Annotated in this window: 17 protein-coding genes; 13 read left to right on the top strand and 4 right to left on the bottom strand. The window is 49.2% G+C overall.

What is annotated here, in order from left to right; genetic code table 11:
* Positions 1-4 precede the first annotated feature (4 nt).
* From mmsB to CWB98_RS22025, 3 genes are all read left to right on the top strand, one after another.
* Entirely contained in the window at positions 5-895 is an 891-nt protein-coding gene (gene mmsB, locus CWB98_RS22035) for a 3-hydroxyisobutyrate dehydrogenase (RefSeq protein WP_138546761.1), read from the top strand.
* Positions 896-916: 21 nt separating this feature from the next.
* A complete protein-coding gene (locus CWB98_RS22030; RefSeq protein WP_046003801.1) occupies positions 917-1,678 on the top strand; it encodes an SDR family oxidoreductase in 762 nt (253 codons plus the stop codon).
* A 305-nt stretch (positions 1,679-1,983) separates the two neighbouring features.
* Positions 1,984-2,592 (top strand): MarC family protein, encoded by a 609-nt coding sequence (locus CWB98_RS22025; RefSeq protein ID WP_138546760.1) that lies wholly within the window; start codon positions 1,984-1,986, stop codon positions 2,590-2,592.
* A 53-nt stretch (positions 2,593-2,645) separates the two neighbouring features.
* Here the strand turns inward: CWB98_RS22025 and CWB98_RS22020 are convergent, their stop codons facing one another.
* Positions 2,646-3,161, bottom strand: coding sequence for a DUF2062 domain-containing protein (locus CWB98_RS22020; protein ID WP_054016879.1), 516 nt, complete (start codon positions 3,159-3,161; stop codon positions 2,646-2,648).
* Between CWB98_RS22020 and CWB98_RS22015 the strand changes: the two genes are divergently transcribed.
* From CWB98_RS22015 to tcdA, 7 genes are all read left to right on the top strand, one after another.
* Entirely contained in the window at positions 3,141-5,402 is a 2,262-nt protein-coding gene (locus tag CWB98_RS22015) for a DNA internalization-related competence protein ComEC/Rec2 (protein WP_138546759.1), read from the top strand. The two genes, CWB98_RS22020 and CWB98_RS22015, sit on opposite strands and share 21 nt — an antisense overlap.
* Before the next feature lie 63 nt (positions 5,403-5,465).
* Positions 5,466-7,208 carry a lipid A export permease/ATP-binding protein MsbA gene (gene msbA / locus CWB98_RS22010; RefSeq protein WP_138546758.1) on the top strand — a complete coding sequence of 581 codons (1,743 nt, stop codon included), beginning with the start codon at positions 5,466-5,468 and terminating at the stop codon, positions 7,206-7,208.
* Positions 7,205-8,188 (top strand): tetraacyldisaccharide 4'-kinase, encoded by a 984-nt coding sequence (gene lpxK, locus CWB98_RS22005; protein ID WP_138546757.1) that lies wholly within the window; start codon positions 7,205-7,207, stop codon positions 8,186-8,188. The genes msbA and lpxK overlap by 4 nt, the downstream gene beginning before the upstream one ends.
* Complete coding sequence (locus CWB98_RS22000; protein WP_010381495.1) at positions 8,178-8,375, top strand: Trm112 family protein; 198 nt, start codon at positions 8,178-8,180, stop codon at positions 8,373-8,375. The genes lpxK and CWB98_RS22000 overlap by 11 nt, the downstream gene beginning before the upstream one ends.
* The gene (kdsB, locus tag CWB98_RS21995; RefSeq protein ID WP_138546756.1) at positions 8,363-9,127 is read left to right on the top strand and encodes a 3-deoxy-manno-octulosonate cytidylyltransferase; all 765 of its coding nucleotides are present in this window, start codon (positions 8,363-8,365) and stop codon (positions 9,125-9,127) included. The genes CWB98_RS22000 and kdsB overlap by 13 nt, the downstream gene beginning before the upstream one ends.
* Positions 9,114-9,779, top strand: coding sequence for a TIGR01621 family pseudouridine synthase (locus tag CWB98_RS21990; protein WP_138546755.1), 666 nt, complete (start codon positions 9,114-9,116; stop codon positions 9,777-9,779). The genes kdsB and CWB98_RS21990 overlap by 14 nt, the downstream gene beginning before the upstream one ends.
* A 1-nt stretch (position 9,780) precedes the next feature.
* Entirely contained in the window at positions 9,781-10,575 is a 795-nt protein-coding gene (tcdA, locus tag CWB98_RS21985) for a tRNA cyclic N6-threonylcarbamoyladenosine(37) synthase TcdA (RefSeq protein WP_138546754.1), read from the top strand.
* A gap of 22 nt (positions 10,576-10,597) precedes the next feature.
* Here tcdA and CWB98_RS21980 read toward each other — a convergent pair whose 3' ends face one another.
* The 3 genes from CWB98_RS21980 to CWB98_RS21970 form a co-directional block, all read right to left on the bottom strand.
* Positions 10,598-11,005 (bottom strand): SufE family protein, encoded by a 408-nt coding sequence (locus tag CWB98_RS21980; RefSeq protein ID WP_138546753.1) that lies wholly within the window; start codon positions 11,003-11,005, stop codon positions 10,598-10,600.
* A 2-nt stretch (positions 11,006-11,007) separates the two neighbouring features.
* On the bottom strand, positions 11,008-12,231 hold the full coding sequence (locus tag CWB98_RS21975) for an aminotransferase class V-fold PLP-dependent enzyme (RefSeq protein ID WP_138546752.1): 1,224 nt from the start codon (positions 12,229-12,231) through the stop codon (positions 11,008-11,010).
* Between the two features lie 130 nt (positions 12,232-12,361).
* Positions 12,362-13,648, bottom strand: a complete 1,287-nt coding sequence (locus CWB98_RS21970; protein ID WP_046003811.1) for a citrate synthase — start codon at positions 13,646-13,648, stop codon at positions 12,362-12,364.
* 411 nt (positions 13,649-14,059) lie between these two features.
* Here CWB98_RS21970 and sdhC point away from each other — a divergent pair, with 411 nt between their 5' ends.
* Genes sdhC through sdhA form a run of 3 tightly spaced genes read left to right on the top strand, consistent with a single transcriptional unit; the run spans position 14,060 to position 16,548 of the window.
* A complete protein-coding gene (gene sdhC, locus CWB98_RS21965; protein WP_081694265.1) occupies positions 14,060-14,437 on the top strand; it encodes a succinate dehydrogenase, cytochrome b556 subunit in 378 nt (125 codons plus the stop codon).
* The gene (gene sdhD, locus CWB98_RS21960; protein WP_046003812.1) at positions 14,428-14,775 is read left to right on the top strand and encodes a succinate dehydrogenase, hydrophobic membrane anchor protein; all 348 of its coding nucleotides are present in this window, start codon (positions 14,428-14,430) and stop codon (positions 14,773-14,775) included. Before sdhC ends, sdhD begins: the two co-directional genes overlap by 10 nt.
* A complete protein-coding gene (sdhA, locus tag CWB98_RS21955) occupies positions 14,776-16,548 on the top strand; it encodes a succinate dehydrogenase flavoprotein subunit (protein WP_010381483.1) in 1,773 nt (590 codons plus the stop codon).
* Positions 16,549-16,551: the final 3 nt, after the last annotated feature.

Genomic DNA, 16,551 nt, shown 5'->3' with positions numbered 1-16,551 from the left:
ACACATGGCAAAGATTGGATTTATAGGTTTAGGAAATATGGGCGGCCCCATGGCAGCCAACTTGGTAAAAGCTGGTCATCAGGTGACGGTATTTGACCTTAGTGCAGAGGCCGTGGATCACCTTGTTTCACTGGGAGCTCACGCCGCAGACAAAGTATCTGATGTGTGTTCAGGAGCTGATTTTGTTGTCAGTATGCTGCCAGCCAGTAAGCATGTTCGTATGATTTATACTGGCGAAGATGGGTTAATCAACTATCTTGAAAAGTCGACGCTGGTGATTGACTGTTCGACAATCGATGCAGAATCAGCGCAGTTCGTCGGTAATGCACTGGCTGATGCAGGTATTGCGTTTGTTGATGCGCCTGTTTCAGGTGGCGTTGCCGGGGCTGCAGCTGGTACGCTAACCTTTATCGTGGGTGGTAGTGACGCTGATTTCAATAAAGCACAGACTGTCCTAAGTGATATGGGTAAGAATATTTTCCATGCCGGGGCGGTGGGGGCAGGTCAGGTCGCTAAGATCTGTAATAATATGCTGCTATCAATACTCATGGCAGGCACCAGTGAAGCACTGCAAATGGGCGTTGACCACGGCCTTGATCCAAAAGTATTGAGTGAAATCATGCTCAATAGCTCGGGTCGCAACTGGACATTGGAGTTATACAACCCGTGTCCGGACGTATTAGAGAATGTGCCTTCGTCAAATGGGTATAAACCTGGTTTTATGGTTGACTTAATGGCCAAAGACTTAGGATTGGCGATGCAGGCGGCACAGCAAACAAACTCGGCTACGCCGATGGGGGCACTGGCAAAAAATCTCTACAACCTGATGCAGAATCAGGGCAGTGGCAGTGAAGATTTTAGTGCTATTTTTAAACTCTATTCACAAAAGCAGTAACAGAAGCAGGGTTGAAATATCATGGATATAAAGAACAAAACGGTGGTGATCACCGGTGGTGCGCAGGGCTTGGGCTTTGCGATGGCAACGGAAATGGCCAAAATGGGTGCCAAGCTGGCATTGATAGATATGCAGGAAGAGCAGCTACAAAGTGCAGCCGCTGAGCTTAGAACTCTGGATGTTGAAGTAAAAACATATGTGGCGAATGTGAGCCTGGAGAGCGATGTTGAACAGGTATTCAGCGCCATAGTGGCAGACTTGGGTAATATCGCGGTATTGGTTAACAACGCCGGTATTCTACGCGATGGCCTGCTGTTAAAAGCCAAAGATGGTGAAGTGACCGATAAAATGTCACTACAGCAGTTCCAGTCTGTACTGGATGTCAACCTGACCGGGGTATTCCTGTGTGGCCGTGAAGCGGCAACTAAAATGGTTGAAGGTCAGGAAGGTGGCGTGATCATCAATATGTCGAGCGTTGCGCGAGCGGGCAATATGGGTCAGACCAACTACTCGGCTGCTAAAGCGGGTGTTGTTGCTATGACTACATCGTGGGCGAAAGAGCTGGGCCGCTACGGTATTCGTGTTGGTGCAATTGCGCCAGGTGTCATCCGCACACAAATGACTGACGCAATGAAGCCAGAAGCCAAAGAGCGCCTGCTGAAAATGAAACCTGTTGGACGTCTGGGTGAAGCTGGCGAGATTGCCCACACGGCAAAATATATTATCGAGAATGATTTCTTCACCGGTCGTGTTGTAGAAATTGACGGCGGGATCAGACTCTGATAAATTAATACTTAAGTATCGGTTTGCTTTTATTTTTGTTCTAAAACCAATACAAAAGAATTCGCATACTTATGTTCCTTTATCTTCGAAAGAAGAAAGTGTGTTGAATCAAGCGGCAGGCCACGCATACCTGCCGCTTTTTAGTTTCATGCTCAAATTTGTGCGTTTGGCACGATTCCTAATTCTCATCTGCACCTACCCATTGGCTCTCAAATCGAGATTTAAAAATAACATACTCTTTTAGTCAGTAGGCTGCTAGAGTTGTTCCTTGTTGAATATTTTACCTTTATTGATAAGGAACTACTTTGATAGATTTTGTTGCCACGTTTATCTTCTTTTTTGCGGTGATAGACCCCATAGGCACAGTCCCTGTTTTTATTGCGGTGACACGCGGATACGATGCCGCGGCAAAGCGTAAAATCGCGATGATTGCTAGTTTGGTAGCAGCAGTATTACTGGTCTTTTTTGCCGTCGCAGGTGAATTGTTACTGACTGCAATGGGCATTCCACTTCCCGCATTTCAGATAGCCGGGGGGATAGTGCTGTTCCTGTTTGCGTTGTCGATGATATTTGGTGAAAGTAAACCGGATGAAGAAGTCAGGCTGGTCCGAGACCACCACGAAACCGCTATTTTTCCTCTGGCAGTGCCGTCAATAGCCAGCCCAGGTGCTATGCTGGCCTGTGTCCTGCTAACGGAAAATGCGCGTTTCAACTTGTTTGAACAGATGCAAACAGTCGCAATGATGTTAGCTGTTATTCTGCTTACTTTATTGTTGATGCTGGTTGCAAGCAGCATTCACAAGGTAATTGGCAATGCAGGCGCCAGTGTAATTAGTCGTGTAATGGGGCTGATATTGGCATCTGTGGCAGTGACTAATGCATTAGCGGGTTTTGTGAGTTACTTCGATAAGTAAAAGTTTGCTGGAAAAGCAGCCTATGGGCTGCTAAACCAATATAGGGTGATGTGTCAGCTGGATTGCTGGTTACGTTCTGCCCAAGCTTTATTAACTGAGCGGCGCCATAGGAAGTCGATAACGAAAAAGCCCAAAATAGCAGCCATACAGGCGCAGATCAGGGAGCCGAGCATAAAAGCAGGCCCTATCGTTGACAGGCTCTCTACCAGCCAACTCCAGCTGGCTTCAAAATGAAACGGTTGCTCCTCTTGACCCAGTGCAAACGCACCCACCTGGTATGATGCATAGAAAATGGGAGGCATAGTAAGGGGGTTCGTGATCCACACCAGTGCAATAGAAAGTGGAAGATTTACTCTGAAAGGAATGGCCAGGGCGGCTGCAAGAACCATTTGAAAAGGAACAGGGATGAACGCAAAAAACAGGCCTACGGAAAAGGCCCCGCGCGCCGAGCGGCGATTTAAATGCCAAAGATTTGCATCATGTAACAAACTGCCAAATATTTTCAGCGATTTTTGTTGTTTGATCTTGTTGTGATCGGGTAGAAACCGTTGGATCGTTTTCTTTGGCATGTTAAGCAACCATTTACATCGATATTGATTTGCTGCGGCCTGATCAGCGGGTGCCTGATCTCAGTATTTTATCTGGGTCAGTGGCAGTGGTTTGTCTGCTCAGGCGTGCTCCTTTTTCTCTGCGGCTATTTTAAGACTTTTTCGAGTGTTTTGGCAGGTTTTATTTTAGGTATTTTTGTGACGATTTGTCACTATTGGTTGGTTTATGCGCCACCGCTTGCTGAAAAAGGCTTAGAGCAGGAAGTGAAAGTCGTTGGCAATGTCAGTAAAGTCATAGGCAAAGGCGCTGGCACGAACCCGTATATCACGCTTGAGCTGACAAGTATAGGCCATTACAGGGTGCCCTGGTATCGCCGTGTTCGCGCCAATGTGTCCCTAAATGGCACGTTGCCCACAGATTTAAACGGCACAACGCTGACAGGCATGGCGACACTCAAGCCGTTTCGCAGTCGAAAAAATTTCTCGGTATTTGACGCTGAGCTTTATGCCTTTCGCAATCAGATATTCTACAAAGGCCGCCTGTCAGTGGAGGATGCAAGTTACGGCCATAGCGAACGCTGGCAAGCGGCCTATCGCACTTGGGTGTCACAGGCGCTGGATGGATTGCATTTTAGCTGGTTTTACTATGTGATACTGACGGGAGACAAAAGCGCGGTGCCGCAAGCCGATAAAGCTCACTTTCAATCGCTGGGTCTTAGTCATTTATTGGCCATTTCCGGCCTGCATGTGGCCATTGTATTTGCGCTGAGTTTTGCTCTGTGCAAGCTTGCCTTGGTCGTAATGTGGTCGCGTTTGGCTCAGCATCATAATTATCAGCTGGGCTATTTGACCTTTGCGCTGCTCTTGAGCGGGGTCTATGTCTGGCTCAGTGGTATGCAGGTGTCGGCGCAGCGCGCCTGGTTAATGGCCTTGCTGGGCGCATGTTGTTTTTTGTTTACCCGGCACCTGATCCCTGCACGAACCTTAGTCTATGCCCTGACGGTGATCTTAATTGCCAATCCCTTTGCTGTGCTCAACCAGGGGCTGTATTTTTCTTTCTTTGCAGTGGCCACTATTTTTATGGTGTTTCGCAACACAGTGCGTGAGTCGCAGCGTCTGTCCCGAGTTAAGTTGCTGTTATATTTACAATGTGGCTTATTTGCGGCTCTGTTACCGCTTACCCTTTATTCCTATCATGGCTTTAGCATGAGCAGCATACCAGTCAACCTGGTAGTTATTCCATTGTTGTCGGTGGTGATTTTTCCGCTGCTGTTGATACATCTGCTCAGCGAAGTAACCACCGGCTGGGCCGTTTTAGCTATGCCAGATGCCATGCTCCTCCAGGCCTATCAGTGGCTAAACGCATTTCCCTATCACTGGTGGCACAGTGGCGCGATGGCACCAGAACTGGCGATACTAAGCTATCTCGCGTTACTGCTGTGCATGAGTACCCTGACTCGTCCATTTGCCTGGATTCCGGTGTCCGCCGCCCTGATGGTCAGCCTCACCGAGCGGCCACCCGACTGGCAGGTGGATGTCTTTGATGTCGGGCATGGCACAGCGGTACTGGTCTCTGCTCAGGGCTATGGCGTGCTGATTGACCTCGGCGCCAGTTATTTTTCGCGTTATTCGCTGTTTGACAATGTGATCAAGCCTTATTTGCAGGCGCATCGCATCACCCTTGTACATACTGTGATCAGCCATGATGATAGTGACCATAATGGCGGGCTTGCTGACTTATACCGTTACGATGGTGGCCGCTCACTGGAACAGTTTCATCAGGGGGATGGTAAGGCGCTGTGCACACTCAAAACGGTGCAAATGGGCAAACTGAGCATTGAGTCTTTGTGGCCAGTTGAGCCAATGAACAGCGATAATAATAATTCCTGTGTGGTCAGGATAAGTGATGGCATGACCGAGCTGTTATTACCCGGGGACATAGAGCAGGTCGCAGAAAATGCACTGTTGGCATTACAACGGGAAAAGCTGCCATCAGAGATACTGCTTGCCCCACATCACGGCAGCAACACATCATCCGGTATGGCATTTGTCTCTGCGGTTGCACCTAAGTGGGTGGTGTTCTCGCGAGGATACCACTCGCCATGGCGTTTGCCACACGATGAGGTGGTGGCGCGTTATCAATCGACGGGCAGTCAGATGCTGGATACCGCCACAGCGGGTCAGGTTCGATTCAAAATTACCGGGACAGAAATTCAACTGGAAACCGCCCGCGACAGGAAAAGTTTTTGGTTCTTAAGATAATGCATTCAGTTTTGCCATCAGTACAGCTACAATACGCGGGTTATGACGTACCAGAGAGACACTATGCAACAATCCGCCAAGCAGATCTACAAGCGGCTTCTGAGTTACACCTTCGATTTTAAAGTGCCAGCCTTGTTTGCCATTATTGGCATGCTCGGTTACGCCGCCATGGATGCGCTGTTCGTTCAGTTAATGCAGCCGTTTATTGACGATGGCCTGACAGAGCGCAACGCCGAAGTGTTAAAAATGGCACCTATAGTGGTAGTGTTGCTGGTTATTGGACGCGGTATTTTCAACTACATGGCATCGTATTGTCTGAGCTATGTGGGCTCTCAGGTAGTAAGGAAACTGCGGCAGTCTCTGTTTGAACACATGCTGTTCTTGCCGGTAAGTTTTCACGACCAACACTCCAACGGCGAAATGATCTCAAAAATCACCTTTGATACGGAACAAGTACAACAGGCCGTGACCCGAGCTTTGCAGGTGATGATCCGCGAAGGCGCCTTTGTGCTGTTTTTGCTGGTGGTGATGTTCAACGCCAGCTGGCAGTTGTCATTGATATTCTTAGTGGTGATCCCCATCGTCGGCGTGATAGTGAACCTGGTCTCTAAGCGCTTTCGAAAAATTTCAAAGAATATTCAGGATGCCATGGGCGAAGTCACTCGTAGTTCAGAGCAAATGCTGGCCGGGCATAAAGTGATCCATGGTTTCGGCGGTCAGGATAAAGAGATCACTCACTTTGCCGATGTGAATAACCGCAACCGCCAGCAACGTGTAAAGATGGATGCAACGCGTGCACTGAGTGTGTCGGTGATCCAAATTATTGCCGCCAGCGCCATGGCATTGATCCTGGCTATCATCGCAATGCCAGAAATGATAGACACCATCTCCTCGGGCACCTTTGTGTCACTGACTACCTCAATGATGATGATGCTCAGGCCGCTAAAGCAGCTGGCGAATGTAAACAGTGATTTGCAGCGCGGCATTGCCGCAGCGACCAGTATTTTTGAAATTCTGGATAAAGAGCAGGAAAAGAACACCGGCAAGCTTGAGGCGGACCGCGTAAAAGGCGAAATTGCGGTCTCAGGCGTAACATTCCGTTACCCGGGCAAAGACGAAGCCGTCATCAAATCCTTATCATTACAAATTCCGGCTGGCCAGAGTATCGCGCTGGTAGGCCGCAGTGGGTCGGGTAAGTCGACTTTATCGAACCTGCTGCCGCGTTTTTACGACTGGGATGAAGGGGAGATCACCCTCGATGGGGTGAAACTTCAGGACTACACGCTATCGTCGCTGCGTAAACAGTTTGCACTGGTATCACAGCAGGTGGTGCTGTTTAACGACACCATTGCCAATAACATTATGTATGGACTGGAGCGCGCTTATTCTCAGGAAGAGCTGGAGCAGGTAGCAAAGCAGGCCCATGTCTGGGAGTTTGTTAAAGACTTGCCTGAGGGGTTGAATACTATGGTGGGTGAAAACGGGGTGATGCTTTCTGGCGGTCAGCGCCAGCGTATTGCCATCGCCCGTGCAATTGTTAAAAACGCGCCCATTTTGATTCTCGATGAAGCGACTTCGGCACTGGACACCGAGTCAGAGCGGTTGATCCAGCAGGCACTGGATAATCTGATGAAAGATAAAACCTCCATTGTGATAGCACACCGCCTGTCGACCATTGAGCAATCCGATTGCATTTATGTGCTCGACCAGGGGCGCATTGTCGAACAGGGTAAACACCAGGCACTGCTTGAGCAAAAGGGCATTTATGCTGCGTTATGCCAGATGCAGTATGGTGATCAGGCATGAATCGCCTGGAGCGCAGCTGGTATCAGCCCCTGGGGCTGTTAAATATCTTACTGCTGCCTTTGTCAGGCTTATTTTGGTTACTGAGCTCACTGCGCAGGGGGTTATTTAAGCTGGGCCTCAAGCGCGTCTATAAAGCGCCCGTACCGGTGATCATCGTTGGCAACATAGGCATAGGTGGCAACGGTAAAACGCCGTTCGTGTTATGGCTGGTGCCATACCTTGAGTCGTTGGGCCTGAAAGTAGCCGTGATCAGCCGGGGCTATGGCGCCAAGCCTCCCAACCTGCCATATCGGGTGACAGACAACAGCAGCGCCGCAGAAGCGGGCGATGAACCCTTATTGATATACAAGCGGCTGGGTTGTCCTGTGATGATAGGTGGCGACCGTCAGGCCAGCATTGAAATGCTGATGCGAGAAGACAAGCCGGATATTATCGTCAGTGATGATGGCCTGCAACACTATCAGCTGGCCCGGGATATCGAGATCTGTATTGTCGATGCACAGCGCCGTTTTGGCAACGGTCTGCTGTTACCGGCCGGCCCGCTGCGCGAAACACCCGGGCGTCTCAAGCACACGGAGCTGGTTGTCTATAATGGAGAATCAAGCGGGGTTGGTTATGAGCTGATTCGCAGTGGCTATTTCAGCGTGAAAGACAATCAGGCGGTTGCGCAAACCGCCGGGCAGGGCGTTGCCGTAAGCGCCATTGGTAACCCGCAGCGATTTGAACAATCCTTGCGCTCAGATGGCATTGAACTGGCCGATACACTGCATTTTGCCGATCACCATGCCTACAGCGTAGCCGACTTTGCCACGTGCGAAGATCAGGCTGTCTTTATGACCGAAAAAGACGCCGTAAAATGCCAGTCATTCGGCAAAGAAAATTGGTATTATTTAAAAGTAGAAGCCCAGCCCAGTGCTGCGCTGACACAACAACTGAATTCGTTATTAAAACAAAAAGGGATAGTCAACCATGGCCTTTGACACTAAATTACTCGAGATTATTGCTTGTCCGGTTTGCAAAGGAAAACTGAGATTTGACAAAGACAATCAGGAGCTGATCAGCACGGCTGCGAAACTGGCTTACCCTGTCAGAAACGACATTCCAGTGCTACTGGAAAACGAAGCACGTGAATTATCCCTTGAAGAGGTCGAAAAGTGGAATTCATAGTCGTAATTCCGGCGCGTTACGCATCAACCCGCCTGCCAGGTAAACCGCTTGCTGACATTTGTGGTAAACCCATGATCCAGCACGTGTTCGAGCAGGCGCAAAAATCTGGCGCCAAAGCCGTTTATATCGCCACCGACAACACTCAGGTGTTCGAGCGCGCTAAAACCTTTACAGAAAACGTGCTGATGACCCGAGAAGATCATCAATCGGGCACTGAGCGCCTTGCCGAGGTGGTTGAACAGCTGGGCCTGGCCGACGATACCTTAGTGGTTAATGTGCAGGGTGATGAGCCTTTGTTAGCGCCGGAAAACATTACTCAGGTGGCGACCTTACTGCATGAAGCGCAGGAAGCGCCGATGGCGACGCTGAGCGTTGATGTGACGGATGTGCAGGAAGTATTGAATCCCAATGCCGTTAAAGTGGTTCAGGACGCACACCAAAATGCGCTGTATTTTTCCCGTGCTTCCATTCCGTTTCAGCGTGACAGCATGATGGCGTTGGATGAGAGTCAAATTCCACTGGCACATTTTCAGCGCCATGTGGGTATCTATGCCTATCGTGCCGGGTTTATTAAAACCTATCTGGCCTTACCGGTTTCTCCGCTGGAAGGGCAGGAATCGCTTGAGCAGTTGCGCGTGTTATACCACGGTTATCGTATTAAAATTGCCAAGGCGTGTCGTCCGGTTTATGCCGGGGTTGATACACCGGAAGACTTAAAACGCGTCGTAGAGTACCTCAATGGTGCCCTTTGAGGTGATTGCCAGCCACCCGGACTTTGTGGTGGCACATAAGCCCGCTGGAGTGAGTTTTCACAGTGAGCACGAAAGCGGCTTTGTTGCTTTATTAGCTGAGCAGCTCGGCGAGCAGCTTTATCCGGTGCACCGACTCGATAAGGTAACGTCCGGTTTACTGGTGCTGGCGCGCTCAAGTCATGCCGCTGCCAAGCTGACGGAGTTGTTTACCAGTCGCGCCGTGGATAAGTTCTATCTGGCGCTCATTGATAGCAAGCCCAAAAAGAAGCAAGGCTGGGTTAAAGGCGATATGGCTAAATCCCGGCGCGGCACGTATAAGTTGTTAACCAGTCAGGACAACCCGGCTGTTACGCGCTTTTACAGTGCCAGCATAGCACCGGGTTTCAGAGCCTGTTTACTCAAGCCCTACAGCGGCAAAACACACCAGTTGCGGGTTGCGCTAAAAAGCTTGTCAGCGCCTATCCTCGGCGATGTCAGCTACGGTGGCAGTGAAGCCGACAGAGTTTACCTGCACGCTTACTGTTTGAGCTTTGAATGGGACAACGAAAGAAAGACGTTCTACGCTTTGCCTCAGGGCGGAGCACGGTTTGCTGAGCTGGCAGACACAGAAGTAATGCAAAGCTGGGCAAAGCCCAGAGAGTTAGAGTGGTAATATGACGCAAGATACATCCTTAAGATTTGGTGGCATCGGCCGCTTGTATGGAGATACGGAGCTAAGCTGGCTTGGCGAAGCCAGTTTCTGTGTTATAGGCATTGGTGGCGTGGGCAGCTGGGTGGCAGAGGCACTGGCGCGCACTGGCATAGGTAAAATTACCCTGATTGACCTGGATGATATCTGTGTGACCAATGTCAATCGCCAGCTGCACGCAAAAACTGAGACCATAGGCCAGCCCAAAGTCGAAGCCATGCAGGCGCGTTGTCAGTCAATCAATCCGGATTGTCAGGTTGAGGTGATAGATGACTTTATCACCCTGGATAATATCAAAGAGCATATTCAGGGTTTTGATTATGTCATCGACTGTATTGATGCAGTCAAAGAAAAGGCAGCGCTGATCGCCCACTGTAAACGGCAAAAAATTCCGGTGATCACCACAGGTGGGGCCGGTGGTCAGACAGATCCTAGTCAGATCTGCTATGGGGATGTGGCTAAAACCACCCATGACCCTTTACTTGCAAAAGTCCGATACCTGCTGCGTAAGCAATATAACTTTACCACCAACCCGAAGCGTAAGTTTGCTGTTGACTGTGTGTATTCGACCGAGCAACTGGTTTACCCAACTGGCGACGGGAGTGTCTGTAAGGCCAAACAAATGGCCGATGGCAGTAAGAATATGGACTGTGCGACCGGATTTGGCTCTGCAACTATGGTAACGGGCAGCTTTGGCTTTTTTGCTGCGGCAAAGGCGATCCGCAAGTACTTAGACAAACGGGCACGCGAAGCGGGCTAATTCGCGACATGTATCTCAGGTGCTATTGCAGCACCTGAAGCTGTTGATGAATACGCTCTACGATAGCGCGCACCCCATTGCCGCGAGACGGGCTCAGGTGCTTGATCAGCCCCAGCTTGTCAAACAGCTCATAGGCATCAAGCTTACCTGCTTCTTGCGGTAATTGGTTGTTATAGCAAGCCAGAATAATTGCCAGTAAACCTTTGACGATGCGGGTGTCTGAGTCCGCTATCAGTACCAGACGTTGCTGCTGCTCATCCAGGTCAAGGTGTAACCAGACTTTACTCTCACAGCCTTTCACCAGCGCAGCATCCGTTTTTAGTGCATCCGGCATGGCCGGTAGTGCCTTGCCCAGAAGCATGATTTCGCGATACTTGCCTTGCCAAGCGCCGTGCTGAGCCAGGGTGTGCTCTATGTGTGATAAGTCCATAATTACTCTTCTAATAAACTGAGGGTGTCTTTCAGTGCAGCAATAAACCGACTGATGTCTTGCTGGTTGTTGTAAAACGCCAGGCTGGCACGAATGGTGCCTTCGATGCCCAGATGCGCCATTAGCGGTTGTGTGCAGTGGTGGCCGCTTCTGACAGCAATACCATGGGTATTGAGCAAGGTTGCGAGATCGTAATGATGCTCGTTTTTGTAGCTAAAACTGACGGTGCCGACATTATTAGCCGTATCGCCCCAAATCTGGATCCCGTCTATTTCGCTCAGTTGCTGAATCAGGCTCTGATACAGTGATTGTTCGTGCCGGAATAATGCGTCATGATCTTGTGCTGCAAGGTAATCCAGGGCTGCGCCAAAACCGATAACACCGGCAATATTGGGCGTACCGGGCTCAAATTTTTCAGGGGCCGGGCGAAAGGTGGTGCCACTAAAACTGACCGTGTCTATCATTTCGCCTCCGCTTTGATAAACGGGCAGGGCATTGAGCAGTTCATAGCGTCCATAGAGGCCACCTAAACCGGTCGGGCCCAGTGCCTTATGTGCAGAAAACACATAAAAATCGCAATCAAGCTGCTGTAAATTGGGGCGCAAATGCAATAAAGATTGGGCTCCATCTACGACCGTAATAGTGCCTGAGTTTTTACTGCTCGCTATCAGTGCTGCCACATCATTGATATTGCCCAGCGCATTAGAGGCATGGCAAATACTCATGACTTTGGGTTTTAAGCTCTTTATCAGCGCTTTAGCTTGTTCAAGCTGGAGAATACCTTGCGTATCGACGGGCAACAATTCAATGCGTGCACCTGTACGCTGCGCCGCGAGTTGCCACGGCACGATATTGGCGTGATGCTCCAAAGGAGACAACAAAATGACATCGTCTTTTTCAAGCCTGTCGCTCAGGCCATATGCAATTAAATTCAAAGAGGCGGTAGCACCACTGGTCCAGACAATTTCCCGGCTTTGTACATTAAGAAACTGCGCTAATTTGCCCCGTACGGCCTCATAGGCTGTGGTTGCCTGCTCACTCAGTGTGTGTAAACCTCGGTGTACATTGGCATTCTGAGACTGGTAAAAATCCTTTACAGCCAGGATCACCTGATTGGGTTTCTGGGTGGTGGCAGCGGAGTCAAGATAACACAAAGGCTGGTCGTCAACCGACACCTCAAAGATGGGGAAATCACGCCTAAGTTGTGTGCAAGGGTTATCGTTCAAAAGGGTCTCCTACTGCGCCTGAGCAGGCGGATTTTACCGGATTTATATGGGCTTGCAAGTCTGCCTAACGGCCTGACACAAAAAAGGGCTGCCAATGGCAACCCTTTTCAAAGTGTCAGTTAAGCGAGGCTTATCTGTCACCTTCTTTTTTGTAGTCACGTGCCGTGTAGCCAGTGTACAACTGACGTGGACGACCAATCTTGTGGCCAGGCTGAGACAGCATTTCGTTCCAGTGTGAGATCCAGCCAACAGTACGAGACATAGCGAAGATCACAGTGAACATGCTGGTCGGAATACCAATCGCTTTCAGGATGATACCTGAGTAGAAATCAACATTCGGGTACAGCTTCTTCTCAACGAAGTACGGGTCTTCCAGTGCGATCTGCTCAAGCTTCATTGCAACGTCAAGCAATGGATCCTGAATGTTCAGCTCTTTCAGAACTTCGTGACAAGTTTGACGCATTACGGTCGCACGCGGGTCGAAGTTTTTGTATACGCGGTGACCAAAGCCCATCAGACGGAACGGGTCGTTCTTGTCTTTTGCTTTTGCAACGTATTCGTCGATACGGTCAACAGTACCAATTTCTTCCAGCATGTTCAGACACGCTTCGTTTGCACCACCGTGCGCAGGACCCCACAGTGACGCGATACCCGCTGCGATACACGCATAAGGGTTAGCGCCTGAAGAACCAGCAAGACGTACCGTTGAAGTAGACGCGTTTTGCTCGTGGTCTGCGTGTAGCATGAAGATACGGTCCATAGCTTTGGCCAGTACAGGGTTAACCTTGTACTCTTCAGCTGGGACTGAGAACATCATGTGCAGGAAGTTTTCAGCATAGCTCAGGTCGTTACGTGGATAAACGAACGGCTGACCTGTGTTGTACTTGTATGCCATCGCAGCAATGGTAGGCAGTTTAGCAACCAGTTTAATTGCACAACGCATACGCTGATCAGCGTCTGAGATGTCCAGGTCGTCGTGATAGAACGAAGACAGTGCACCAACCACACCACACAGCATTGCCATTGGGTGAGAATCAACGCGGAAACCCTGGAAGAAAGACGCAATTTTCTCATGCAGCATAGTGTTGTGCGTGATGTTCTTTGCAAATTCTTCAAGTTGCGCATCGTCTGGTAATTCACCGTTCAGAAGCAGGTAGCACAGCTCAATGTAGTTAGATTGCTCTGCTAATTGCTCGATTGGGTAACCACGGTGTAGTAGTACACCCTTTGCACCATCGATATAAGTAATAGATGATTCGCAAGAGCCAGTCGACATAAAACCAGGGTCGTATGTGAAGAAGCCGTGAGCGCCAAGTGTGCGGACGTCGACTACGTCCTGGCCAGCAGTGCCAGAGTAGATCGGGAGTTCGATCGGATCATGACCATCGATATGGACTGTGGCTTTCTTATCTGCCATCTATTTATCTCCTATGAAATAACAATATTCTGATTGTTATGTTGTGATACTAATGTTAAGCAAATTCAGATCATTCTAACTTAAAATAGGGGTGGAAAGTCAATTTTTCTGAGAATTATGCAGAAATGTATGATAAATATTCTACGCCGTTTAAATATTATACCATCGGCTAATTCGCAAGCGTCTCAATCTAAACAAGAATTGTAAAAGGCCGCTCGGCCTTATATACTATCTACGGTTTTATACCGTGTCGTCTGTGGGTAAACCTATTTTTACATTGGCATTTTCACAAAGTGAACCGCTCAGTGTTTAAACAGGTATATCTAGAGTGTGCCATTTGTGCAACCAGCGCAAGTGGTTTTATAAAAACAAGTAGATGAGCTCCTTTGTGAGCAAGATGGGCAAGTAACTGTGAAAAAGCAAAGACCTGTAAATCTAGATCTTACGACTATATCTATGCCACCTACGGCAAAAGCGTCGATTTTGCACCGTGTAACCGGTGTTGCGTTATTCTTCGCATTGACCTTTGTCATTTGGGCGTGGTCTGAGTCTCTTTCTTCTCCTGAAGGGTTTGAATTTGTCAAAGAGCTAATGACTGGCTTTATTGCAAAATTCATTGCGTGGGGCACCCTGACTGTATTGTCTTACCACATCATTGGCGGCGTACGTCACATGATCCAAGACATGGGTCACTGGGAAGAATTAGAATCGGGCAACACCAGTGCAAAAATCGCATTGGCGCTGTGGGTAATCGTAGCCATCCTGGCAGGAGTATGGATATGGTCTTAAATCAAGCAACTCTGAAGCGCGACGGTGTGCAAGACTATGTGTCATTGCGCGCGACTGCACTAATCATCCTGGCTTATTCGGTATTTATCGTTGGCTATTTTCTGCTAACGCCCGAAATCAGCTATGAAGCCTGGACAGGTTTATTCTCAAACCTGGCCGTTAAAGCGGCAACTTTCATCACACTGGTATGCATCATGGTCCACACTCGCATTGGTTTGTGGCAGGTTCTGACGGACTACGTTAAGTGTTCAACGATGCGTTCTGTGCTGGGCTTTGTACTTAATCTGATGGCACTGGCGTATGTTGCTGTTGGCCTGTTTGTATTGTGGGGTGTTTAAGTGAAATATAATGTTCGTGAATTTGACGCTGTTGTAGTTGGCGCCGGTGGTGCTGGCATGCGTGCAGCGCTTGCGATTTCTGAGTCAGGCAAAACTTGTGCATTGATCTCTAAAGTATTCCCGACACGTTCTCATACGGTATCTGCACAAGGTGGTATCACAGTTGCGCTGGGTAACTCCCACGAAGACAACTGGGAATGGCACATGTACGACACGGTAAAGGGTTCTGATTACATTGGTGACCAGGATGCCATCGAGTACATGACCAAAACGGGTCCAGAGGCAATCACTGAACTTGAAAACATGGGTCTGCCTTTCTCTCGTTTTGAGAACGGCCGTGTTTATCAGCGTCCTTTCGGTGGTCAGTCTAAGAATTTTGGTGGTGAGCAGGCTGCACGTACGGCAGCAGCGGCAGACCGTACAGGTCACGCATTGCTACACTGCTTGTACCAGCAAAACGTTAAGAACAAAACTAATGTTTTCTCTGAGTGGTACGCACTTGATTTGGTTAAAAACGACAAAGGCGACGTAGTCGGTGTAACTGCAATCGACATCGAAAGCGGCGAAGTTGTTTACTTCAAATCTAAAGCGGTTGTATTGGCAACCGGTGGTGCAGGTCGTATCTACGCATCAACTACTAACGCACACATCAACACTGGTGACGGTGTTGGTATGGCGGTTCGTGCTGGCATCTCTATGCAGGACATGGAAATGTGGCAGTTCCACCCAACCGGTATCGCGGGTGCGGGTACGCTGGTAACAGAAGGTTGTCGTGGTGAAGGTGGGTACCTTCTGAATAAAGACGGCGAGCGTTTCATGGAACGTTATGCACCTAACGCGAAAGACCTTGCAGGTCGTGACGTTGTTGCGCGTGCAATGATGACCGAAATCCGTGAAGGCCGTGGTTGTGAAGGCCCTTGGGGTACTCACATTAAGCTTAAGCTTGACCACCTTGGTGAAGAAATGCTTAACCTGCGTCTGCCAGGCGTATGTGATTTGTCTAAGACATTCGCTCACGTTGACCCAGCTAAAGAGCCAATTCCGGTTATCCCAACCTGTCACTACATGATGGGTGGTGTACCGACCAACGTAAATGGTCAGGTACTAAACGTGAATGAAAACGGCGAAGAGCGCATTATTGAAGGTCTGTTCGCGGTTGGTGAAATTGCGTGTGTATCTGTACACGGTGCAAACCGTCTGGGTGGTAACTCACTGCTTGACCTGGTTGTATTCGGTCGTGCGGCAGGTAACTTCCTGGGTACTTACCTGCAAGGCTTCGAGTCTACAGGTGATGCATCTTCTGATGACGTTGAGCAGGCATTTGCACGCTTTAACCGTTGGGAGTCTTCAGAGAAAGGCAAAGGCGAAGATCCGGTTCAGATCAAGAAAGATCTACAAGAATGTATGCAGCTTAACTTCTCGGTATTCCGTGAAGGTGATGCGATGGCAGATGGCCTTAAAGAACTTAAAGAGATCCGTGAGCGTCTTAAGTTTGCGCGTCTTGACGACAAGTCAACAGAGTTCAACACCCAGCGTATCGAGTGCTTAGAGCTTGATAACCTGATGGAAACAGCTTACTCAACAGCCGTTGCAGCTAACTTCCGTACAGAAAGCCGTGGTGCACACTCGCGCTTTGACTTCCCTGAGCGTGACGATGAGAACTGGCTGTGCCACTCTCTGCATCACCCAGAGTCAGACACGATGACTAAGCGTGAAGTAAACTTTGCGCCTAAGACTCGTGAAGCATTCCCACCGAAAGCACGTACATACTAGGAG

Origin of the sequence: Pseudoalteromonas rubra (genome assembly GCF_005887115.1) — a bacterium.
GTDB lineage: Bacteria > Pseudomonadota > Gammaproteobacteria > Enterobacterales > Alteromonadaceae > Pseudoalteromonas > Pseudoalteromonas rubra_F.
The sequence above is the reverse complement of the archived record's forward strand: the minus strand, read 5'-3'. Positions and strand labels throughout refer to the sequence as shown.